This is a genomic window from Vibrio sp. 10N.261.45.E2, assembly GCF_002875705.1.
GTDB lineage: Bacteria > Pseudomonadota > Gammaproteobacteria > Enterobacterales > Vibrionaceae > Vibrio.
In genome coordinates this window covers 1-23590 of record NZ_MCZZ01000006.1, presented here as the reverse complement: position 1 = coordinate 23590, position 23590 = coordinate 1, and the positions used below count along the sequence as shown (strand labels likewise).

Genomic DNA, 23590 nt, shown 5'->3' with positions numbered 1-23590 from the left:
GCTTATCCGAACGGCATTACGTCAAATTAACGGGCATTTTCTAATTTACTGGCAAGTCTTGGCTAATTAAGAGCTCTCTATCAACTAGGATCTCTTCATCAATAAGAAAAGATAACAGCCTTACGCTTGCTCTTTCTTCTCAGCCAATTTAACTGCGATTGCTAGTTCTTCCAGTGATGCTGGGTTCGCTAGGCTTGGCGCATCTGTTAGTAGACATGCTGCAGCTGTTGTTTTCGGGAATGCGATAACGTCACGGATGTTCTCAGTACCACAAAGCAGCATTGCTAGACGGTCAAGACCGAATGCTAGGCCTGCGTGTGGTGGCGTGCCGTACTTAAGCGCTTCAAGAAGGAAACCGAACTTCTCTTGTTGCTCTTGTTCTTCGATACCTAGGATACCGAATACCGCTGTTTGCATTTCTGCGTTGTGAATACGTACAGAACCGCCGCCTACTTCGTAGCCGTTGATTACCATGTCGTATGCATCAGAGTTTGCTGCTGCTGGGTTCGCTTTAAGCTCTTCCGCGTTCACACCTAGTGGCGATGTGAATGGGTGGTGCATTGCGTGTAGGTTACCTTCGCCGTCTTCTTCGAACATTGGGAAGTCAACAACCCACAGTGGAGCCCATGCTGATGTGTCTGTTAGCTCTAGATCAGTACCTAGTTTAAGACGAAGTGCGCCCATTGCTTCAGCAACGATGCCCGCTTTGTCTGCGCCGAACAGAATGATATCGCCAGATTCAGCCTGAGTGCGATCTAGAATACCGTTAATTACGTCTTCGCTTAGGAACTTAGCAACTGGAGATTGAATACCTTCCATGCCTGCAGCACGGTCGTTAACCTTCATCCAAGCTAGGCCTTTCGCGCCGTAGATGTTTACATGTTCAGCGTAACCGTCGATTTGCTTACGAGTTAGCTTAGCACCACCTGGAACACGAATAACCGCTACGCGACCTTTTTCGTCGTTAGCTGGGCCAGAAAACACTTTGAACTCAACGTCTTTAACCAAGTCAGCAACGTCAACTAGCTCTAGTGGGTTACGTAGATCTGGCTTATCAGAACCGAAACGACGAATCGCTTCAGAGAAAGGCATTACTGGGAATTGACCTAGTTCAACATCTAGAAGTTCTTTCCACATATCGTGAACAAGCTTCTCAGTCACGTTACGTACTTCTTGAGAAGTCATGAAAGATGTTTCGATATCGATTTGAGTAAATTCAGGCTGACGGTCAGCACGTAAATCTTCATCACGGAAACATTTAACGATTTGGTAGTAACGATCAAAACCAGACATCATCAGCAGTTGCTTGAACAGCTGAGGAGATTGAGGAAGTGCGTAGAAGCTACCTTTGTGAACACGGCTTGGTACTAGGTAGTCACGAGCACCTTCTGGTGTCGCTTTTGTTAGTACTGGCGTTTCGATGTCTAGGAATAGGTTCTCATCTAGGAAACGACGAACGAAGCTAGAAGCACGTGCACGAAGCTTGATACGGTCGCTCATTTCTGGACGACGAAGATCGATGTAACGGTACTTAAGACGCTGCTCTTCAGAGTTCGTTTGGTTGAAGTCTAGTGGAAGCGCTTCTGAACGGTTGATGATCTCTAGACCCGTCGCGTAAAGTTCTACTTCACCAGTAGCCATGTCTTTGTTTACTTGGCTATCCGGACGAACACGTACTTCACCAGTAAACTTGATACAGAATTCATTACGCAGTTGGTTAGCGATCGGGAAGATATCTTTCATATCTGGATCGACAACAACCTGAACGATGCCTTCACGATCACGCATATCAATAAAGATAAGACCGCCTAAATCACGGCGACGGTTTACCCAGCCGCACAATTCTACAGTTTGTCCCGCCAGGGACTTGTTCAGGTTACCACAGTAATGGGTACGCATAATGAATTTCCCAATCTCTTAATAATTTACTAATTTCCAAGCTGTAGGTGTCAAATAGCCCTACAGAGCCTTTTACCTAACAAAGCAAGGAATCATTTATACGCGGAAACTCGCTTAAAATCGACCTTCCACATTCGAATTTATTGTGTTTTATCTGGCTTTGCTGCTTTTTAGCTCATCAAGTGCGCAAAGATTCATCAAAACCGAAAAAATTGCGCTAATTATATCTCGAAAGTACCTTAATCAGCAAAACTCTCGTACAGTAGATTTTCATTTCGATTAAAAGCAGTAATGTGATGACTAATGGTGTAAAAACGATGGACACTTTACCTCTAAGACTTGGATTAACCATGTGGTCTCACTCTGAGTGGCAAAGTCAATTCTATGGTAAGGGAACCAAGCCTGCCGAGCGCTTAGATAAGTACACGCAAGTTTTTCATACCGTTGAGGGCAACACGACCTTTTACGCTACACCCAGTATGTCTACCGTTCATAATTGGAAAGCCGCTAGTCACGATGATTTTAGGTTCACCTTCAAATTACCCAAATTCATCACTCACCAGCAGCAACTTAGGCATTGCCAAGCTGAACTCAAAGAGTTCTTAATGGCCATGTCACCTCTGCACGACCGTATTGGTCAATGGACGATTCAGCTGCCACACAGTTTTGAACCTAGCATGCTGCCTACCCTGCAAAAGTTTTGCACCTTGTTCCCGAAAGGTATGCAGCTTGGCGTGGAAGTTCGCCACTTAGGTTTCTTTGATAAAGGGGTTGCGGAAAAACGCTTCAACCAATGGTTGGTTGAGGAAGGTATCAATCGTATCATTATGGACAGCCGTCCCGTTTTCTCTGCACCACCAACCACAGAAGCAGTCATCGATGCGCACCAGAAAAAGCCACGAGTTCCCGTTCATGCCATTGCGACAGCCAATAACCCGATGATTCGATTTATTGGTCACCCCGACCAAGAGCCTAATATTGAATTTTTCAAACCTTGGTTTAGCAAAATTCCAACTTGGCTGAGTGAAGGCAAACAACCCTATTTAATGATTCACACCCCAGACAATAATCATGCACCTGAACTAGCGATTGCTATTTACGAGCGGCTACAAAAGCAAGTGTCTGAAAATACGTCATTATTATTACCCGACCTGGCTCAATTCCCAGCACAAAAGGGCAATAATCAAATTTCGATGTTTTAGCCCCTCACCTATAAGTCACTTCGAACCTTGAGCTAAATCTCAGTTTTCGTGACAGCCGCGCTTTTTTTACGTAAAATACGCCCCCTTTTATTTGGTACGAATTTTGTGCCAATTACGCTGACTGTCGAGAGAAAATGCCATGAGCAACACAGACAATATCTTTTCCGCTCCTATTGATAAAATTGGAGACTTCACCTTTGATGCAAGGGTTGCTGAAGTATTTCCGGATATGATTCAACGTTCGGTGCCTGGCTATAGCAATATCATCTCTGCAATCGGCATGTTGGCTGAACGTTTTGTAAAGCCACATTCAAATATTTACGACCTTGGTTGCTCTCTTGGGGCTGCGACACTTTCTATGCGTCGTCACATTCAGCAAGAAGGCTGCACGATTTTCGCTATCGATAACTCTGAAGCCATGGTTGAGCGCTGCAAATTGCACGTCAATGCTTACCGTAGTGACACACCAGTAGAAGTGATTGAAGCCGATATTCGCGAAGTGGAAATCAAAGATGCTTCCGTTGTCGTGCTTAACTTTACGCTTCAATTTTTATCTCCGGACGATCGATACGCTCTGCTCGAGAAGATTCATGCAGGTTTGCGCCCGGGCGGGATTTTAATCCTATCTGAAAAATACGTCTTCGAAGATGAAAGCTCAAACGAACTACTTATCGACCTGCACCATGATTTCAAGCGTGCTAACGGATACAGCGAGCTAGAAGTCAGCCAAAAACGAAGCGCGATTGAAAATGTGATGCGCCCGGACTCAATCCCAGTGCACAAAGAGCGATTTAACAAGATCGGCTTCTCAAGTAGCGAAGTCTGGTTCCAATGTTTCAACTTTGGTTCAATGTTCGCGATTAAATAGCGCACATACCCAATCAGCTCGAACTAAACGTCATCCTCAAGAGCTAGGAACGAGCGAGTTGGGGATCTCTATCAAGTACGATAAACCGAGATTCCCTATCATGTTCGTCCCTCACTGTAGGGAATGACAAATTTAATTTTTATTTTAGGGTTTATTGATCCTATTAACTCAGTGAAAAACTATGTTTAATTTTGCCAATTTTTACCAACTCATTGCCCAAGATACACGCCTGCAACCTTGGCTGAATATTCTTCCACAACAGTTAACAGATTGGCAAAATGCAGAGCACGGCGACTTCGACCGCTGGTTACGTGCACTAAACAAGATCCCACAAGGTGTGCCAGACCAAATTGACCTGAAAAATTCAGTGACAATTGGCAACTCAACGCCATTTCACACAGGTGAACTCAAAAAGCTTGAAAGCCTATTAAAGACGTTCCACCCATGGAGAAAAGGTCCTTACACGGTTCACGACATCCATATCGATACCGAGTGGCGCAGTGACTGGAAATGGGATCGTGTGCTTCCACATATTTCGCCATTGAAAAACCGCTCTGTGCTTGATGTGGGTTGTGGTAATGGTTACCACATGTGGCGCATGCTAGGTGAAGGTGCTCGCTTAACGGTTGGTATCGATCCCTCTCACCTATTCTTGGTTCAGTTTGAAGCAATTCGTAAGTTGATGGGTGATGACCAACGAGCTCACCTATTACCTCTAGGTATTGAGCAGCTGCCAAAACTAGAAGCCTACGACACGGTATTCAGCATGGGCGTGCTTTACCACCGTCGTTCACCGCTTGATCACCTGATTCAGTTGAAAGACCAATTGGTGTCTGGCGGTGAATTGGTTCTTGAAACCTTGGTTATCGAAGGCGACGAAAATGCGGTACTGGTTCCGGTTGACCGCTATGCGCAAATGAGGAACGTCTACTTCTTCCCTTCTGCTCGCGCACTGAAACGCTGGCTTGAGCAAGTTGGTTTTAAAGACGTGCGAATCGTTGACGAAAATGTCACAACGATTGGTGAGCAGCGCACAACAGAATGGATGACACACAACTCGCTTCCAGATTACCTAGATCCGAATGATCCAAATAAAACAGTTGAAGGTCACCCAGCCCCAAGACGTGCAATTTTGGTAGCAACAAAGCCATAGATTCTCTGCCCACAAAACCGTCGCGTATTGAATAAAGAAAACAGAAGCCTGATTGGGTAGGCAAGACCATTGCTTTTATGGTCAAAAAAACATCTCTTATATCGTGGTAAAATTTGCTTCATGAGCTCACGAATTGAACAAAAATTAACTTATGTTTAATAAGTGAGCTATTTCAAATAACAATAATTGGCGTAGCGCTCACATTGCTATTCAATATGACCAGACTCTTACAATAGGATGCTTCACGCATCCTTTTTTGTGGGCTAAACTTCTAAATAGTCTGAACTATTCTCTAATTTCCAAAGGTTTTTTTATGTTTAAGCGATTATCGCCTATTGTGGCGGTTGGTTTGCTCTCTGGTTGTACCCTTACTAACGGTGCGGCCTACCACCAAGAAACTCTCGACGCTATTTCCCGCTCAGAGACAAACATCGCAAATAAGGTTCAAAATCTTGAACTGCAACTAAGCAATCAAAGTGATTATATTGAAAGCTTAGAAGACGAAATTACTACCCTATCTAAGCAGTTAGATGTCCATCTAACGAGCATGGAACACAAAGTCATTGAAGAGCTAGAGGAAGAAGAACCTGTCGCGGTTGCCGTTGCCCCTATCGCTCCCACATCACAACCAACTATCCTTGGTGGCATCGAAAAAGTGTCTATCGACTCTATCAAACAGAGCTTTGATGCACGTGTGGATACTGGCGCAACCACCTCTTCTTTAAACGCTGTCGATATCAAAGAATTCGAACGTAACGGCAAGAACTGGGTTAAATTCCACCTTGACGACAAAGCCCAATCTAAAGAAGACCAAAAATGGATTGAAGCGCCTGTTGTACGTTATGTGAAAATCCGTCAATCGACCAATGATCAAGCAGAACGTCGAGCTGTGATCGAATTATGGGTGAAAGTTGGAAAAATCCATGAAAAAGCGCAATTTACATTGGCGGATCGCTCTCAAATGAGTCACCCTGTATTACTGGGGCGCGAATTTATCAAAGACATAGCGCTAGTGGATGTAAGTAAAAAGTACGTACAAACGGAAGTTAAATAACAATAGTAGGGTAAGCTATGACGTCAAGAATTCCATTTTATATCTCTATATTCCTGCTTATCGTGGCAGGTATAACACTGAGTATGTTCAGACATACGACCTACGGCGTTCCTTGGACTCCTGGGGAAACCAGACAGGTTTGGGACATTGAAGCTCGTATCGAGTTTAACGCAGTTGGCAAAGAAGCAAAGGTTTCACTAGCGGCTCCTCATACTCAGTCTAATTACACACTTATTGGTGAATCAGCTTCATCACCAGGTTACGGCATCTCTTACTTGAACACTGAGTCAGGTCGCCGTGCTGAGTGGTCTATCCGCCACGCTGATGGCCCTCAAACCATCTACTACAAAACGCAATTCCTCGTCGATAACCAAGCGAAAGTTGATGCTATCCCACCAGAGGGTGAAGTCTCGCAACCAAGCTTTGACGGTCCAGAAGAAGCGGCAGCAGCGGCATTGATTGACCGAGCAACCAAACGCTCAGCAGACAACATTACATTCACTCGCGAGCTCATCAAAACGCTTAATGATCCAGACAGCCAAAACTCTGCGCTGATACTGAATAACATGAGCAAAGTGGAAGCGACACACAAGCTACTTTCAGCAGCAAACATCCACAATAAAGTCGTTGGTGTTATCGAGCTTGAAGATGGACGTCGTCGTCAATCTATCCAACAAATGAACCAAATTTGGGATAACGATGAGTGGGTTCTATTCTCTCCAGAATCAAGCGAACAGCAAGTTCAACCAAACCTACTGATTTGGGATGAATCAAACGTATCTCTACTAGACGTTGTCGGCGGTCAGAACAGTAAAGTTCACTTCTCTATGATTGCTCAAGAAGTGACGCCTACCGAAGCAACCAACAGTAAAGTATCTGCTGATCAACTTTTAAACCTTTCCATTCACAGCCTGCCGCTAGAAGAGCAAGCGATGTTTAAAACCATCATGCTGATTCCTATCGGTGCTCTGATTGTTGTGTTCCTACGTGTCATCATCGGTTTGAAAACGTCTGGTACGTTCATGCCTGTACTGATTGCAGTAGCCTTTGTACAAACACAGCTGGTAACGGGTATTGTCGGCTTCCTACTGATTGTAGGTACGGGTCTAATTATTCGAAGCTACTTGTCCAAACTCAACTTGCTTCTGGTCGCCAGGATATCCGCCGTAATCATCACGGTAATAATGATAATCTCTGTGTTTACTGTGGTCGCGTTTAAAGTTGGTCTGACTGAAGGTCTATCCATTACGTTCTTCCCAATGATTATCCTATCTTGGACTATCGAACGTATGTCTATCCTATGGGAAGAAGAAGGCGCAAAAGAAGTAATGCTACAAGGTGGTGGCTCTCTATTCACCGCAGTTCTTGTTTACTTAGGCATGACTAACCCGTTCATTCAACACTTAACGTTTAACTTTATTGGTTTACAACTTGTTATTCTAGCGACCATCTTGCTACTAGGTAACTACACAGGATACCGTCTAACCGAGCTTCGTCGCTTTAAACCGCTAGCGGAGGACTAAGTTATGTTTGATCAGTTTACTTCACCGTTTAGGTTGAAAGACAAAGGCATAATGGGAATGAACAAGCGTAACCATAGTTATATTGGTCGCTACAATGATCGTTCCAAGTATCCGCTCGTTGATGACAAGCTTAAGACTAAAATCATTGCTGAACAGGCTGGCGCTACTGTGCCAAAACTGATTGGTGTGATTGGTCATCAAGCTGAAGTAAAATCAATCCACAAGATGGTAAAAGAGTGGCCAGGTTTTGTAATCAAGCCAGCTCAAGGCAGTGGCGGTAAAGGTATCCTTGTTGTGACTTCTCACAAGGACGGCGTTTACACCAAGCCATCGGGTTCGACTATCAATGAGGAAGACGTAGAGCGTCACATCAGTAACGCACTCGCGGGACTTTTCTCTCTCGGTGGTAAGAACGATGTGGCCGTCGTTGAAAACCTCATCAAGTTTGACGAATGTTTTGACGGTTTCAGTTACGAAGGCGTACCCGATGTACGAATCATCGTATTCAAGGGCTACCCTGTAATGGCGATGATGCGTCTATCTACTTCAGCTTCTGATGGTAAGGCTAACTTACACCAAGGTGCTGTGGGCGTAGGTATTTGTATCGCGACTGGTAAAGCCGTTCGTGCAGTTCAGTTTGACCACCCAGTGACTCACCACCCAGATACGGGTAAAGAGTTGGCGCTACTACAGGTGCCGCATTGGGAAAAACTGTTAACACTTGCATCAAGCGCTTGGGAGATGACTGGCCTTGGTTACATGGGTACTGACATGGTTTTAGACCAAGAAGAAGGCCCTATGGTACTTGAGCTAAACGCTCGTCCTGGACTAGCCATTCAGATTGCAAACGGCGCGGGTTTGTTACCTCGCTTGCATCATATTGAAAACCTGGGCACACCGGCTGAATACCCAAAACCAGCGGAGCGTGTTGCCTACGCCGCCAAACAATTTGGTGTGCACGGAAGCGAAATTCTTCCAAGCTAATCTAAATTAGAAACAAAATAACTGAGTTAGTAATTCATATTGAATCTAACCCGATAAAGAAGCCGCATAACTCTGAGAGTTACGCGGCTTTTTAATGCCTGCCGTCTTAACCTAGCTAATTTGACGAGGCCTCTGTTACTTCACTCTCAGGCTCACGAATGGGGTCAATGCGCACCGCCGCCACTTTAAACTCAGGGATCTTGGCATGAGGATCGGTTGCCGTTGTCGTCAGGCGGTTCACTGGCGATTCCACAAAATGGAATGGAATAAACACCACACCTTTTTGCATTCGCTTAGTCACAAACGCTGCGATTTCGATTTCACCACGACGTGTTGACACCTTCAGCATCTGACCATTCGAAATACCTAGTGCTTCGGCATCGTAAACACTCACCATGGCACGCGGCCCTGCTAAGTTATCCAGCCCTTTGGTTTTACGTGTCATGGTGCCGGTGTGGAACTGTTCAAGAATGCGGCCAGTCGTTAACACTAACGGGTATTCCGCATCTGGTAGCTCAGCGGCATATCGAAACGGAATCGCTTCCATTTGGCCGCGCCCACGAGTGAACTGAGTTTGGTGCATGATACGGGTACCGTCAGGGTTGTTCTTGTTACTCGGCCATTGCACGCCATTAACCGTGATGTTTTCCCAACGTAAACCACCATATTGTGGCGTTACACGTGCTATTTCATTGGTGATATCAGCGACGGTTTTATAGTCCCAACCACCGCCCATTGCATTGGCCAGCATTTGGGTAATCACCCAGTCTTCTTTCGCTTCACCCGGAGGTAACACTGCTGGGTTGATACGCTGAACACGACGCTCAGTATTGGTAAAGTGACCAGACTTTTCAGCAAACGAGCAAGACGGCAGAACCACATCAGCATATTGTGCGGTTTCGGTTAAGAAAATATCTTGAACGACTAAGAAATCTAACGCTTCAAGACCTTCAATCACATGCGCTTGGTTCGGGTCACTCAACACTGGGTTCTCGCCCATTACGTACAGACCACGCACATCTCGATGGCATGCCCCATCAATAATTTCGGTCAGCGTTAAACCAGTTTCAGCCGGTAAGTCAGAAACGCCCCACTCCATCGCGAATTTTTGACGCACCATTGGGTTATACACTTTTTGATAACCCGGAAGATTGTTTGGCAGAGCACCCATGTCGCACGCACCCTGAACATTAGATTGACCACGTAAAGGGTTGATACCACCACCTTCAATACCAATGTTACCGCACAAGAGTTGCAGGTTAGCGATTGAGCGTACATTATCGTGACCCGTGGTATGTTGCGTAATACCCATCGAGTAATACACCGCTGTGCGTTCTGCAGTGCCAATTAAGCGCGCCATCGCGAAGATATCTTCGGCTTTCACGCCTGTCACAAGTTCTACCTTATCTAAGGAGTAGCTTGGTGACATCACCTCTTGTAGCAAGGTATCAAAGCCATCAACGCGGTCTTCGATATACTCTTGGTCATACCAACCGTGTTTAATGATCTGCTGCATCACACCATTAATTAGCATCACATCGGTACCCGGCCTGTGCGCTAGATAGAGCTCAGCATGATCAGCAATATCGATTCGTTTTGGATCAGCAACGATCAACCTCGCTCCACCATGTCTCACGGCTTGTTTGATGTGCGAGCCAATAATTGGGTGCGCGGAAGTAGTATCTGACCCAATAATAAAGATCACATCTGAGTGTTTTATACTTGGAATATCATTGGTCATCGCTCCACTACCCAGCGAAGCCTCTAAACCAGTAACAGTAGACGCGTGACAAAGGCGTGCACAGTGATCGACGTTGTTAGTGCCAAGTTCACGGCGAATGAATTTTTGGAACGCATAGTTATCTTCATTGGTGGTTTTAGCCGATGAGAAACCCGCTAAAGCGTTACTGCCAAAGCTTTGTTTAATCGCGGTAAACTTTTCAGCTATGAGCTTAACGGCTTCATCCCAACTTGCAGGTTGCAACCAGCCATCTTTACGAATTAATGGCGTGGTTAAACGTGCATCGCTGCCCACAAAATCGAAGCCGAATCGCCCTTTAACACACAACATACCTTCATTAACTGAAGAGTCACCGCCTTCGATATAGCGGATTTTGTTTTTCTGCTCATCAACATGCATTGTGAGCTTACAACCCACGCCACAATAGGTGCAGATAGTATCGACTTTCTTGAGTACGTCAGTGTCGCCCTGCTTTCTATCTCTGGCATCGACCATCGCACCGGTTGGACACGCCTGAACACAAGAGCCGCATTGAACACAGTTCGAATCGCCCATCAAAGTCTGGTTAGCCCCGAAATTCGGGCGACATTCTGGTCTTGATGCAGGCTTACCATCGGATTGGTTCATGAAGCTTAGAACGCCATGAACATTCTGCTCACGACATGCTTGGATGCACTGTCCACAACTGATACAACGGTTAGCATCAAAGACAATAAATTCTGAGCTGTCATCAACGGCAAATTTTTGTCTTGTTAGACCGACCTTCGCTTCTTCAGCGCGAATCGCCTGCCAACTCTCATTCGAAGCGATATCGATCTTGTATTCAGGATGCGTTTGAGTTGCCTTGTACTCAGTCGAGTAATCACGAAGGTCGCAATCAGTATTAGCTTGGCAACCACACTCTAGACATCTTGCGGCTTCTGCGATTGCATCGGCATTATCAAATCCGGTTTCTACTTCTTCAAAGCTTTGCTCTCGCTGCTCGGGTGTTAGCTCTGGCATGATTTTACGAGCTATGCGCTGTATCGACTTGTACTGCTCAGGATCCACCTCTTTTAGCTGTTTGTGCTTTCGTGAATTAAACGGTTTCGCCGGAATATTATCCATGTCGCCATTGAAGAAGCGATCGATCGCTTGTGCAGCAATACGGCCATCCCCCACCGCTTCCACCGCTGTCGCAGGGCCACGTCGGAAATCACCAATACTAAAGATGTTACCTGTACCCGTGTGCATGGTTTGCGGATCAGCATCTGCGGTATTCCAACGGGTAAGAGGAATATCAATCGCTTCATTGTCCATAAAGCTTAAGTCTGGCTTTTGCGAAACCGCAGCAATAACCGTATCAAACGCTTCGACAAAGAACTCGCCAGTTGGTTTAGGGCTACGACGACCTGAAGCATCTGCTGGTCCCAAGGCCATACGCTCTAATCGTATTTCTGATACATGGCCATTCTCATCGGCTATATTTTCCGCAGGATTAGTCAAGAAGTGAAACTTAACGCCTTCATGTTCAGCCTCTTCGATTTCGTAATCTTCGGCTGGCATCTCATCTCGAGTTCGACGATAAATCAGCGTAGTGTCTGCACCATCACGCACTGCGGTTCGAGCACAGTCAATTGCCGTATTACCACCACCAATGACCGCCACTTTTTTGCCCGTAGTGAACTGTTTATCGGTGACATAATCTTTCAAGTAATCAACACCTAAATAGCAACCTCCAAGGTCGCTACCTGGATAATTCATTTCAACTGCTTGCGATGCGCCAACGGCTAGACAAACTGCATCAAAATCGTTGCTTAAATCCGATAAAGTAAAATCAACACCGAGCTTCTTGTCACACTCAACTGCCATCCCATTACGGCACATCAGTTCGATTTCTTTATCTAGAATCGACTTAGGTAAGCGATATTCAGGAATGCCGTAACGCAGCCAACCGCCCGCTTGAGGCATCGACTCATAAACACTGACATCATACCCTTCGTTAGATAGGTAATAACCCGCCGTAAGACCACCGGGGCCACTACCAACAATCGCAATGCTTTTGCCTTTATTTGGTTTCTTAGCTGGCATATAGCTCTCTTGAGCCGCTAGATCCGCATCGGCTGCATGTCGTTTGAGTTGACGAATCGCGATGGATTCATCGACCAAGTTACGACGACATTCGGTTTCACAGAAAGCAGGGCAAACGCGTCCAATCGAGAGCGGCATCGGTAACGTCTTTTTGATCACTTCAATCGCTTTGATGTGATCATTTTGAGCAATATGATGCAGGTAAGATTGGATATCGACGCCAGCAGGACACGCAGTTTGACATGGAGCCTCACAATCGGCGTAATGATCAGTCATGATGCGGTTCAACGCATCTTGGCGATGAGTCGTTAGCTGTTTTGATTGAGTGGTGATGTTCAAACCATTGGATACTTCAAGCTCACAAGAACGAGTCACGCCGACACCATCAACTTCAACGACACACAAATCACACGGTACTTTATCCGCTGTTTTGTTCAAACCACATAATGATGGGATCTCTAAACCACATGTTTTTGCCGCTTCAAGTACGGTTTGTCCTTGTTCGACGATTCGAAATTTCCCATCAATAACGATTTGAATCATATTGAGTCCTACCTTCCAGTTTGCGTAATAGTCACGCTCAAAAATACTAATTAGTCGTTCAGCAGTGTGTAGACACTACTGTCATACCATTACCATACATTATTTGTGGTTTTGTGCGTGTGACTTCAAACAAGTTCCATTGAGATTAACCCTAATGTATGAGTGGTCTTATCAGCAAGTCAAAGAGGGCTAGACACGAAGTATATTAAGTGGATTGCACAAAGGGAGTTAGAACAATTGCAGAACGCTAGACTTAGGTACTAAAAAGCCCCTAATGATTAGGGGCTATGAATTAGTATCGTTGAATCGCTATCGAGCTTATTGCTCAGTTTCTTCAATCAGCTCTTGCACTGGAGATGCAGGTTTGTTTTGAGCAAAACCTCGCAAACCAACAACGTGTACATGTTCGTGATCTTTGAAGACCTTACGAACCAGTTTATACGTTGTACCCTTCTCTGGGCTGATGTTCTCAGGTGCAGCAATCAGAAGCTGCATACCTAGACGGTCACACAGTTCAAACAACGTAGAGATAGACTTCGCATCCAAACGAGCTGCTTCATCAAGGAACAACAAGCGACATGGAACGATGTCTTTACTACGAAGTCGACGAGACTCTTCTTCCCAACTCTGAACGACCATCAGTAGGATAGATTGCCCAGTACCGATCGCCTCACCCGTAGACAGAGCGCCCGATTCCGCTTGTAGCCAACCATCTGAACCACGGTTTACTTCAACACTTAACTCTAGGTAATTACGGTAATCCAGTAACTCTTCACCCAGAACTTGCGGAGAACGTTGACCCATATCGATATGTGGGTTCACACGTTGGAACAACTTCGCCATTGCTTCAGAGAAGGTAAAGCGCGTTGATTCAAACAAGTCTTTGTGCTGCTCTTGCTGAGTCGCTAGGCCTGACAGCAAGATTTCGTGGCTTTCACGGATCTTAACGTTCAGACGAACGCCCTTAACCTGACCAAAGTAAATATTAGACAAGCCTTGGTTCAGCATTCGAATACGGTTCTGCTCGCGCTGAATCGTTTTCTTAATGATGCTTGCTACTGACTCAGAGCTGATCGCTAGGCGGTTTTCACGCTGCGTCAGTTCTTCAGTTAGTCGAGCTAGCTCAACTTCCATCTCTTCGATTGCTTCAACCGGATCATCCGTATGAATGATGTCTTGGCGAATACGCTCGCGAAGATGTTGGTAAACCGCAATGTAGAACAGAACTTTACGCTCTGGATGTGCGTTGTCTTCAGATAAACGCAGCGCATCACGTAGGTCGTCATTGTCAGCTACTGCCAAACGCAATGCACCCAACGATTTATCCGACATAGAGCGAAGCTCGCCCGCAGTTAGGTAAGCCAGTTCACGCTTGTGTAGACGACGCTCAACGTCATTTTCACGAGCTAAACGAAGTACGGAGCACCAACCTGCTTTTGCTGCAACCACGAAGGTACGAAGCTCTGTGTACTCTTTCTGAACTTTCTTAAGACGCTTAGCCAGTGCTTTCATCTCAAGTTCTGTTGACGTAATCGTACGCTCGTATTCGCTCTTACGGCTACGAGAGGTGTGTAGACGCTCTTGAAGCTCGTCACGACGACGCACTGCACGCTCTTCAGCGCCTTCATCGGCGTTTACACCAAACTCTTGTAGCTCTTGTTTGAACTCTTGAACAGTCTCTTGCTTCGCTTGGTGCGAACTCTTCAGTGCTGCCAATACTTGGTTGTACTGGTTCATCTGTTCACGAGCTTGTTTCAAGCCATCACGACCTTTAGTACGAGCTTGTTCTGCTTGAACCAATTTCGCTTTTAGTTGCTCGCTCAGTTCACTGCTCTTGTTAAGCAGATCAACAGAATCGGCGTACGCAAAGTAGTGACGACGCTCAATCAAATCAGACAGCGCGAACACTTTGCCTTTTAGCGTTTGCAGCTCGTTGTCTGCTTGACGGTACTCGACTTCCAAAGCTTCGAATTGCTCTGGGTCAGCATCTAGCGCAGATACGATTTGCTCTAGAGAAGTAAGGGCTTTACCATGAGTGTTCAGGTAAGACTTCGCTTCGCTCAGGCGCTCTAGTTGCACTTCTAATTCAGCGAGACGCTCAGTTAGCGTTTCGTCTTCTAGAATACGAACCATTGGCGCTAACTTATCAAGCGCCGCGATAGCCTGTTTGCTTTGTTGAAGCTGGCTACGTTGTTGTTGCTCTTTCGAATCAAGTTCAGCCAGAGAACGAACAATTTGATTACGCTTATCGCGAATAGCTGCAAGTGCCTGTTCTGGGTCAGCATTAAATGCAACGTGCAGGTGTTTCGCAACAAAGCTGTTGAATGCTTGGTATAGGCGATTCAGTTTTTGAGAATCAAACGCTGCTTTGGCGTGGTTCTCAACCACCACATCACGCTCTTCGCGCAATTTCTCTAAACGCTGTTCACGAGCCGCACGGCCAAACAGTGGGATCTCAGGGAAACGCGAGTAACGCATTTGGCGATCGTTCAGTTGAACACACACCGCACCTTCAAGCTCATCGGCATTGAATGAGCTGTCATCAAACGCGTCGACATCGCCTTCTAGGATGTAAAGGTCTTCTGGACAATCATCAAGATCCACCAGCTTCTCTTTAATACCATCAAGATCAGATACCACAATCGCATGACGAGCCGGGCCGTACATCGCACTGAAGTAAGGTGCATCACCAATCGTGATGTCATCGTAGATCTCAGAAAGCAGCACGCCACCAAGCGTATCCGCAAGGCCTTTCAGGCGAGGATCGTTAGAACCACCAGGTGAAGCTAAACGCTCTATCTCTTGCTCAAGTTCAGCTCGACGCTTAGCCAACTGATCTTTTGCTACCGCTTGAGATTTCTCATCTTCAAGCACTTGCTGCATTTGAGTCATTACCGCTTGGCTATCTTCTAGCTCAGCGTCTGTTTGATCTCTTAGTGCTTCAAGCGCATCATTCGCCGTGATCCAAGCAGGAGCAATGGACTCAAGTTTTTGAATCTCTTGGTCGTGGTTTTGTTGTACACGACGTTGCTCACTCTTCGCTTCACGCAGATCTTCTTGAGCGTACTCAAGAGACTCGATCTGCATAACATGACGTTCGCGCTCTTCGTCGAAAACCGCTTCGTCAGTCAGTGAGATGTTATGTTGTTTTTGGTATTCAGTCGCCAGCTCTTTTGCTTGACGCTGCTGAGCCACATCACGAGCCATATCGCGGTGCTGAGCACGCCACTGTTGTTCGTTCTCAACAACGTGTTTTGCGTTACGGCCTTTTTCTAGAGCTTGCTTAGCGCTGCTAGACACTTCTTTACGCTCAACGTCACCGACGATGCTCTTAACCAAAGACAGTGCTTTGTCGAACTGTGCAGAAGCCGCAGAAGACATGTCTAGCTTATGTTTAGTAGACAGTAGCTTTTGAGTGCTTGATTCTTCTTGAGCTTTTAGCTCAGAAACCAACGTTAACGCGCTTTCTGCAGTAATCGATTCATCACCAAGTAGCTGCTTAGTTTCCTCTAATGCTTGAACCGCTTGCTGGTATTGAAGTGCGCGAGTTTGCTGAACATCCAACGCTTGTTGGTAGTCAGCAAGCTGAGTTTTCAGGCTATCCACTTCTTCTTCAGTAATGGTTGCCTGCTCTTCAGCGAGAAGTACTCGCTCTTGAGCTTCTTCAACCACCATCATTTGTTCTTCTAGACGCTCATTCAGCTCTTCTAGATCTTCACTATAGCGGGCAATTTTCTCTTGCTGACGAAGTGCAGTTTGAACTAATTGAAGATGATCTGAAGCCGCTTGATAATCTTGCTCTAGTGCCGATTCTTGATCCACCAAAAGCTCAAGCTCTTCTTGAACGCGGTTCAACAAGTTGTTCTGATCAAGCAAGGTTTCACGAGAGCCAAACAGTTCGCCACGGAACTTCATGGTTAGATCAAGCTTGTTACGACGATCGTTGGCATGGCGCATGTAGTCCGCAGCCACGTAGTTCGTAGATTCAGTGATCAAATGTTTGAACAAGTCACGATCCGACTGAGTCGTCTTGATCGCTTCTAGTGTCATGCGGTTTTCGCGTAGTGCCGATTCCATATCTTGGAATGCTTTCTTCACACCACCGTTCTGCGGTAGAAGGTAGTCACGCAGAGAACGCGTAATCGCACTAGAAATACCACCGTAAAGTGATGCTTCAATCAGACGGTAGAACTTAGAACGGTCGCTGCTGTTACGCAGTTTCTTCGGTACTACGCCGTACTCAAACATCTGTGAGTGGTAATCAACAATCGAAGAGAAGGCTTTAAAGTGAGCGCCTTCATATTGCGCTACCGCCGCTTTCACATCATTCAGCTGACATACACGAGCGTGGCTGTCTGAAACGTTCTGAATCAATACATCCGTTGGTTTAACATGGCTTGGAAGGCCTTGAATAACGAACGGTTTGATGTCGACTTTCTTATCACGACCCGCTACTTGCTGCAGTTTTACTGCAAACAATAGACGCTGATTACGAGAGTTCACTACATCTAGCGCGGCATAACATGCGCCAGGTTGAAGCTTACCGTAAAGGCCTTTATCACGAGATGACTGTGAGCTACCCGCTTCCGTTGTGTTACGGAAATGCAGAAGGCTTTGGTCAGGGATCAATGCTGTGATGAATGCCGCCATTGTGGTCGACTTACCTGCACCGTTACCGCCAGAAAGCGTTGTAACCAATCCATCAATATCAAAAGTACGCGCGAAGAAGCCGTTCCAGTTGACCATGGTTAATGATTGATACTTACCTCTTTCAATCATGCTTCACCTTCTACTTTTGTTTGTTCGCCATCGTTTGACTCAAGGTCAAAGTCAGCTTGATCGTTAAAAATGTCTTGTTGACCGTTTTCGTCTACTTCTGCTTCTGATACGGCTTCCACTTGCTCTTCATTCAACAAGCTACCTTGGTTAGGCTCTTGGGTATGAACCACAGCTTCACCATCACGGATAAGACGCAGTTGCGCTTCTTTCATATCGTCGCCAACACGAACGTCAGCGCCAAAGCGGAATACCGCTTCACTGATACGGAACTTGCCTGTTTCACCAATCGCAATCAACATACCAATTCGACGTAAGCGACGTAGAGAAGTACGCACTTTTTCAAACAGCTTTTCTTTGTCTAAGTCAGAACCCGATGCACGGTTGGTTGCTAGCTTCATGAGTTTTTTCTCATCCGCTAACGACATCAATTCATCAAACAGCTCTTGGTTGGTGAAGATACCTTCATGAGCAAGACGTTCTGGGCTTAGGTACAAGAAACACAGTACCTTACCTACGAGCATGTCTAGCTCAGACAAAACGCTACGACCGATTAGCGACGTAGAACGCGGACGCAAGTAGAAGAAACCTTCCGGTGCTTTCACAAGCTCAGTGTTGTAGCGTTGGTAGAAATGCTGAAGCTCAACTTCAAAATCAGACAGTAACGCGTGGTTATCTAGATCTTCTGTTGAAATATGCTTACCTGAACGCAGCATGCTGTCTAGCGCAGGGAACAATGGGTTCGCTATCGCTTTTACCAGTTTCTCTGGCATGTAATCATCAGTACTTGTTAATGACATTTGCTTGTACCTTTGCACCGAAATCGTTGATTGCCTGCCAATCTGGCTGAATAGCCTGATAGTCAGACTCTGAGTAACCTAAGCGCACGGCTTGGTCGACAACAATTCTGGCTAAATCAAAATGGTGTGTGCGAGGATGTGCAGCGAGGTAATCGCGTAGCACAAGGCCAAGATCAATTGGCGCGCCTTGCTGTTTGTGAGCTTTCAACATCTCTGCAATTCGGTCGGAAAGCAGGTCATTCACTTGCTCAAATTCTTCGTACTCTACGTCGATTGGCGCTTGTCCCATCACTTCGTCATCACGAAGCACGAGCGCTTCATCACGAAGATCTGTCAGCTTCTCAGCATCGGCGAAGGTCAGTAACCAAGGCGCATCAAAGTAGTCGGTAACCGACTGACGCAAGCGTTGGCTAAAAGCACGGTTTTTGTCCATATCAATCGCGGTACGGATAAACTTGTGAACATGGCGGTCATAGCCGATCCATAAGTCGATCGCTTGCTGGCCCCAACTGGTGATTCGGTCGAGCTTCATCTGCAAGCCAAACAAAGTTTCGCCAACGAACTCGAGTTCATCGTCACCGTAAACAATTTCTTGAATATCGAGGATCTGTGTTTGAAGTTCGTCACCCGCCGCTTGCAAGGTGTCTTGCAATTCTTTTAGCGTTGAGGAGGTTTCTGAAAGCAAGGTTTCACAGTTATTAATCGCCTCTCGCCAATCCTTGTTTAAAAGGTCGGCAATTTGCTGCTTAACGGTTTGCTGCTGCTCATCCATAACACGTTGGTTAAGATCGATCTGATCGAAAATTTCACCAACAGAATACTTGAGCACGCCGTAAACGTTCTTTCTCCAATGTCCTGGAGTTCCGCCTTCTTGAGCTGCTTCAATGGCTTTTGCCATTTCATCCGCAACCATAGAAAGCTGGATAGACAGTTTTAACTTAGAGAACTGACGGTGACGTAAGTAGTAGTCTGAAATACCAATCGCCAAAGGTGATAAGCGATAAATACTCGCACCGTCGGTGATTTCGCTAGTAAAGCGGCTAATCAGCTTCTGTTTAACTAACTCGTTGATAGCATTGTTGGCACGAAACGCAGACGCTTCGCCGGTATCTTCAAACAGTCGAGTGACAATGGTAAATGCATCGTGCAGTTCACCCTCGCCCAACTCTTCATCGAACCTTTCATTGCTTAGTACTGCGATAGCAATCAAAAATGCTAAGCGCTCTGGTGGCAAGTTTAATGAAAAATCATGCTGCTTGACCCAGCCCACCAACTCATCAATTGGCTGCTCTTCGGCAGTTTGAGTCATTTCACTCATTGTGGTTCCTGTTACTGTTCTTCGTCATATCGAATGTATTAGATATGACGCCTATTTCTTTATGACGCGGGCTTCTTACGATTGCATAGCGCGTGTTGTGGCTTCTTTTACCACATTCACCGCTGTTATTGCGCAGGTTTTTGAGCCCAAACGTGAATATAACGGCCTAGCGACAGATATGGCTCTTGGCGACATAGCTGTTTTTCTAGTTCCAATACATCTTCAAATTGGTAATCGCCCATGTACTCCATATTACCTATGTAGTCACTAAAGGAGCGAATGCCTGATTTACCACAGATTTCTAGACCAGCGTCTTCTATCCATTGATAAACCTCTTCCGGCTTCAAGCCTTTTTGTGGTTGCAGCTTAAACCGTTTTCGATGTGGCATCCCATTCAATACATGAGGAATGTTGCCACAAATCACATTTTTCAGGACTAATCCGTGGTGGTTGTAAAACATTATCGAAGCAACGCCACCCGGTTTAACTTGTTCAAGTAATAAATCAAGCGCCTCTTTAGGGTCAGCTAACCATTCCATTACGGCATGAAACATCACAAAATCGACTTTCTCATCGAGATGCTCTGCCACTTTTTGTACCGGAGAATGGATAAATCGATACTGCTCTAGCAAACCCGCTTCGCTGATACTTTCTTCTGCTAGCTTCAGCATTTCAGAAGAAAGATCACACAGAAAAACGTTATGCCCGAGTGCGGCAATTTTTTGCGACATCTGCGCAAGACCGCCCCCAGCATCAAGCACATGCAACGGCGAAGCTGATTGCTCAAACTTGCTCAAAGCTTGTTCTAAATCTTCCCATACGATGATCTGACGGATCTCTCCTTTGTCAGAGCCGTAAATATTTTTTGCAAATTTGTGGGCAATATCGTCGAAATTACGGTCTTCAGTCACGGCTACTTGAGTTATTATGTCCTATCGTGCCTGCTATTCTGTCACAGGAATTTCAGGAATAAAGAGGCGATGTCTCTTTTTACTACTAAGTGATGTTTTTTCGGACTATTCGGATATGTTTGAGCTGAAAAAAGTAGTGTCTTCGCTATTGATGCCACTGCCAGCAATGTTAATTCTCGCTTTTCTGGGTTTAGCCCTAGTGATGTTTACTACCAAAAGGAAGACTGGTTGCCTAATCACCCTTTCCGCCCTATGTGGTATTTTCCTTATCGCTTTCCAGCCAGTTTCTAGTCAACTTTTAATGCCAATGGAAAGGCAACACACCGCTTTTTTACCTGTCGATGAAACCGTCGATTACGTGATGGTTCTCGGAAGTGGTCACGTCGTAGATGACCAAATTCCACCGACATCAGAACTAAGCCGCACAGGCCTGATGCGTTTAAGTGAAGGGATTCGTATTCTACGTCTTTACCCTGGTGCAAAACTCATTTTGTCTGGCTATGGCGCAGGCACAGAAGTGAGCAATGCTAGAATGATGGCCAAAGTTGCACTAGCACTTGGTGTTGCAAAGCCCGATATCATTCTTCTTGAAACAGCAAAAGACACCTGGGAAGAAGCACGCCAAGCCGCTGCGTTCGTTAAGAATAAAAGAATGGTGTTGGTGACATCTGCGAGCCACATGACTCGTGCACTGAACGAGTTCCATGCAGCAGGTATGAAACCACTGCCGGCACCAACCAACTTCCTTGCACAAGAAGGGATTGTCGAACCTTGGAATAAATACATGCCAAAAGCGATCTATCTTGAGCAAACTGAGCGCTACTGGCACGAAACTATGGGATTGGTTTGGCAAAGCCTGCGTGATTGGCTTGATACAAGCAATGACATCGTTGAAGAGCCAGTTATTCCAGAGGCTTCCAGTTTAGTAGAGGAAGACAGTGAGGTTTCTGCAGCGCAACCCCAATAAGCTAATCACCTAAAGTATCGAGCAATAAAAAAGCCGAGACATCAATGATGTCTCGGCTTTTTGCGTTAAATGTCGTTGCTAAACAACCCCGAAGGAAATCAATCACCAGCGAACATATAACCTTCACCGTGAACCGTCACAAAAATTTGTGGGTTCTTAGGATCGAACTCCATTTTTGCACGCATACGACGAATCAATACGTCGATAGTACGGTCATTAGGCGCGTCCACTCGGTGGCTGATCATATTGAGAATACGTTCGCGGCTTAACACTTGGTTAGGGTAAGAAGACAAAGCCACGAGTAGTTCATATTCAGCTTTAGTCAGCTTCACTGGCTCGCCGTTTTTGCTTAACGCGCGACGAGGAATATCAAATGTCCACTCACCAAAACGAACGACAGACTCATCTGATGTTTCTTCTACTGCGCCCGCTGCTGTTTTACGAGCGGTAGAAATACGCCAAAGTAAGTTTTTAACTCGAACCAATAACTCGCGAAGTTCGAAGGGTTTAGTAACGTAATCGTCAGCGCCCATTTCAAGGCCAACGATTTTGTCGATGCTATCCGTGCGTCCAGTAACTAAAATAATTCCAATGTCTGATTGACTGCGTAATTCGCGAGTTAGCATCAATCCATCTTCGCCTGGTAAGTTGATGTCCAGCATAATGAGGTCAACGTTGTTTTCTTCTAACACGTTTCTCATTTGAGCACCGCTTTCTGCTTCGCTCACTGTGTAACCTTCGTTCTGGAAGTATCCAACCAGTTTACTGCGGGTTACCACATCATCTTCTACGACTAATACGTGATAGCTCATCTACACCACTTTTCTTATTTAATAGTTTCAGTGACTATTCTATTCATAACTAGTAACAATTCTAGTGGTACATAAGATAAAAGCCAGAAACATGGATTTTTTTTGATACAAGACAATCTTAAACCTTGCTATTTATCGTCCATCACAATTCAATATAGGCATTACTACTAACGAGTAACTTTGCGTTTCGCAAATAACCTTGTTATTCAGCCTTGGTGTACTTATGCCCAAGTAACTTCAAGATGCATAAAAGTAACATCACAAGACTCAGTCAGGATCTAATAAATGAAAGATACGAAAGCGTTCAACGAGCAAAGAGCAGAAATATACTGGTGGCTATCAAGCTTATTTGCAAAAGAGCTTACTCAAGAAGAACTCGATCACTACCACTCTGTTGAAATTCGTTCTTTCCTAACTGGTTTAGGTGAAAATGAAACACTAAAGCCAGCCATTGATAAGTTAGTCGATGCGCTTAACCGCCTACAAACACGTGAAGATGCTCAACTAGAACTTTCCGCTGACTTTTGCGATCTTTTCTTAAAGACGGATAAACACGGTGCTCTCCCTTACGCTTCTATGTATATCGGCGAAACTGGCCTTTTGAATGATAAGCCAGCAAAAGAGATGGAAGAGATCATGGCTAAGCACAACTTAGTCGTAAACCAAGATCTAAAAGAGCCTGCAGACCATATTGCGATCGAACTCGACTTCCTCGGTAACTTGATCATTCGTTCAAACGAAACTGATCTTGAAGAAGAGCTAGAAGCGTCGTTCGCCGTTCAACAACAATTTATTGAACAACAACTGCTTACTTGGGTACCAAAGTTCAACGTGAAATGTCATGACGTTGATGAATTCGGTTTCTACGCATCTGTCTCATCTTTGTTACTCGCATTCTGTCAATTAGACACTCAATATTTAGCTGGTGAATAGTTTATTGGATGACTAGGCCCGAATTCAACTGCGAAG

General features: G+C 45.5%; 15 protein-coding genes. 8 read left to right on the top strand and 7 right to left on the bottom strand.

The features are described 5' to 3' along the window. Positions 1 to 120 precede the first annotated feature (120 nt). Complete coding sequence (gene aspS / locus BCT34_RS00215) at positions 121 to 1899, bottom strand: aspartate--tRNA ligase (protein ID WP_019821025.1); 1779 nt, start codon at positions 1897 to 1899, stop codon at positions 121 to 123. Between the two features lie 296 nt (positions 1900 to 2195). On the opposite strand from aspS, the gene BCT34_RS00210 reads away from it, so the two are divergent. The 6 genes from BCT34_RS00210 (at position 2196) to BCT34_RS00185 (ending at position 8683) form a co-directional block, all read left to right on the top strand. Continuing rightward, positions 2196 to 3101 (top strand): DUF72 domain-containing protein, encoded by a 906-nt coding sequence (locus BCT34_RS00210; RefSeq protein ID WP_076652672.1) that lies wholly within the window; start codon positions 2196 to 2198, stop codon positions 3099 to 3101. 139 nt (positions 3102 to 3240) lie between these two features. Beyond that, a complete protein-coding gene (cmoA, locus tag BCT34_RS00205; RefSeq protein ID WP_076652675.1) occupies positions 3241 to 3969 on the top strand; it encodes a carboxy-S-adenosyl-L-methionine synthase CmoA in 729 nt (242 codons plus the stop codon). Between the two features lie 181 nt (positions 3970 to 4150). Beyond that, complete coding sequence (gene cmoB / locus BCT34_RS00200; RefSeq protein ID WP_076652678.1) at positions 4151 to 5122, top strand: tRNA 5-methoxyuridine(34)/uridine 5-oxyacetic acid(34) synthase CmoB; 972 nt, start codon at positions 4151 to 4153, stop codon at positions 5120 to 5122. 313 nt (positions 5123 to 5435) lie between these two features. Beyond that, entirely contained in the window at positions 5436 to 6176 is a 741-nt protein-coding gene (locus tag BCT34_RS00195) for an ATP-dependent zinc protease (protein ID WP_076652680.1), read from the top strand. 17 nt (positions 6177 to 6193) lie between these two features. After that, the gene (locus BCT34_RS00190) at positions 6194 to 7699 is read left to right on the top strand and encodes an inactive transglutaminase family protein (protein ID WP_076652682.1); all 1506 of its coding nucleotides are present in this window, start codon (positions 6194 to 6196) and stop codon (positions 7697 to 7699) included. 3 nt (positions 7700 to 7702) lie between these two features. Next, entirely contained in the window at positions 7703 to 8683 is a 981-nt protein-coding gene (locus tag BCT34_RS00185; RefSeq protein ID WP_076652684.1) for an alpha-L-glutamate ligase-like protein, read from the top strand. Between the two features lie 115 nt (positions 8684 to 8798). Here the strand turns inward: BCT34_RS00185 and fdhF are convergent, their stop codons facing one another. From fdhF to cmoM, 5 genes are all read right to left on the bottom strand, one after another. Continuing rightward, positions 8799 to 13037, bottom strand: a complete 4239-nt coding sequence (gene fdhF / locus BCT34_RS00180; RefSeq protein WP_076652687.1) for a formate dehydrogenase subunit alpha — start codon at positions 13035 to 13037, stop codon at positions 8799 to 8801. Positions 13038 to 13355: 318 nt separating this feature from the next. Further along, the gene (mukB, locus tag BCT34_RS00175) at positions 13356 to 17816 is read right to left on the bottom strand and encodes a chromosome partition protein MukB (protein WP_076652689.1); all 4461 of its coding nucleotides are present in this window, start codon (positions 17814 to 17816) and stop codon (positions 13356 to 13358) included. Beyond that, positions 17813 to 18613: a chromosome partition protein MukE gene (gene mukE, locus BCT34_RS00170; RefSeq protein ID WP_076652692.1), complete on the bottom strand. Its 801-nt coding sequence runs from the start codon at positions 18611 to 18613 to the stop codon at positions 17813 to 17815. Before mukE ends, mukB begins: the two co-directional genes overlap by 4 nt. Continuing rightward, on the bottom strand, positions 18594 to 19931 hold the full coding sequence (gene mukF, locus BCT34_RS00165; protein ID WP_076652694.1) for a chromosome partition protein MukF: 1338 nt from the start codon (positions 19929 to 19931) through the stop codon (positions 18594 to 18596). The genes mukE and mukF overlap by 20 nt, the downstream gene beginning before the upstream one ends. Positions 19932 to 20056: 125 nt before the next feature. Continuing rightward, positions 20057 to 20842 (bottom strand): tRNA uridine 5-oxyacetic acid(34) methyltransferase CmoM, encoded by a 786-nt coding sequence (cmoM, locus tag BCT34_RS00160; RefSeq protein WP_076652697.1) that lies wholly within the window; start codon positions 20840 to 20842, stop codon positions 20057 to 20059. 115 nt (positions 20843 to 20957) lie between these two features. Here cmoM and elyC point away from each other — a divergent pair, with 115 nt between their 5' ends. Beyond that, positions 20958 to 21809 carry an envelope biogenesis factor ElyC gene (gene elyC, locus BCT34_RS00155; protein WP_076652700.1) on the top strand — a complete coding sequence of 284 codons (852 nt, stop codon included), beginning with the start codon at positions 20958 to 20960 and terminating at the stop codon, positions 21807 to 21809. Positions 21810 to 21907: 98 nt separating this feature from the next. Here the strand turns inward: elyC and torR are convergent, their stop codons facing one another. Then, positions 21908 to 22621, bottom strand: a complete 714-nt coding sequence (gene torR, locus BCT34_RS00150; RefSeq protein ID WP_076652702.1) for a two-component system response regulator TorR — start codon at positions 22619 to 22621, stop codon at positions 21908 to 21910. Between the two features lie 285 nt (positions 22622 to 22906). On the opposite strand from torR, the gene torD reads away from it, so the two are divergent. After that, the gene (torD, locus tag BCT34_RS00145; protein ID WP_076652705.1) at positions 22907 to 23554 is read left to right on the top strand and encodes a molecular chaperone TorD; all 648 of its coding nucleotides are present in this window, start codon (positions 22907 to 22909) and stop codon (positions 23552 to 23554) included. Positions 23555 to 23590: the final 36 nt, after the last annotated feature.

Bases quoted from the DNA above. Each gene is read 5' to 3' on its own strand.
- aspS (WP_019821025.1), bottom strand. From the start codon at position 1,899: ATGCGTACCCATTACTGTGGTAACCTGAACAAGTCCCTGGCGGGACAA.
- BCT34_RS00185 (WP_076652684.1), top strand. From the start codon at position 7,703: ATGTTTGATCAGTTTACTTCACCGTTTAGGTTGAAAGACAAAGGCATA.
- mukB (WP_076652689.1), bottom strand. From the start codon at position 17,816: ATGATTGAAAGAGGTAAGTATCAATCATTAACCATGGTCAACTGGAAC.
- mukE (WP_076652692.1), bottom strand. From the start codon at position 18,613: ATGTCATTAACAAGTACTGATGATTACATGCCAGAGAAACTGGTAAAA.
- elyC (WP_076652700.1), top strand. From the start codon at position 20,958: ATGTTTGAGCTGAAAAAAGTAGTGTCTTCGCTATTGATGCCACTGCCA.
- BCT34_RS00195 (WP_076652680.1), top strand. From the start codon at position 5,436: ATGTTTAAGCGATTATCGCCTATTGTGGCGGTTGGTTTGCTCTCTGGT.
- BCT34_RS00190 (WP_076652682.1), top strand. From the start codon at position 6,194: ATGACGTCAAGAATTCCATTTTATATCTCTATATTCCTGCTTATCGTG.
- torD (WP_076652705.1), top strand. From the start codon at position 22,907: ATGAAAGATACGAAAGCGTTCAACGAGCAAAGAGCAGAAATATACTGG.
- mukF (WP_076652694.1), bottom strand. From the start codon at position 19,931: ATGAGTGAAATGACTCAAACTGCCGAAGAGCAGCCAATTGATGAGTTG.
- BCT34_RS00210 (WP_076652672.1), top strand. From the start codon at position 2,196: ATGACTAATGGTGTAAAAACGATGGACACTTTACCTCTAAGACTTGGA.
- fdhF (WP_076652687.1), bottom strand. From the start codon at position 13,037: ATGATTCAAATCGTTATTGATGGGAAATTTCGAATCGTCGAACAAGGA.
- torR (WP_076652702.1), bottom strand. From the start codon at position 22,621: ATGAGCTATCACGTATTAGTCGTAGAAGATGATGTGGTAACCCGCAGT.
- cmoA (WP_076652675.1), top strand. From the start codon at position 3,241: ATGAGCAACACAGACAATATCTTTTCCGCTCCTATTGATAAAATTGGA.
- cmoB (WP_076652678.1), top strand. From the start codon at position 4,151: ATGTTTAATTTTGCCAATTTTTACCAACTCATTGCCCAAGATACACGC.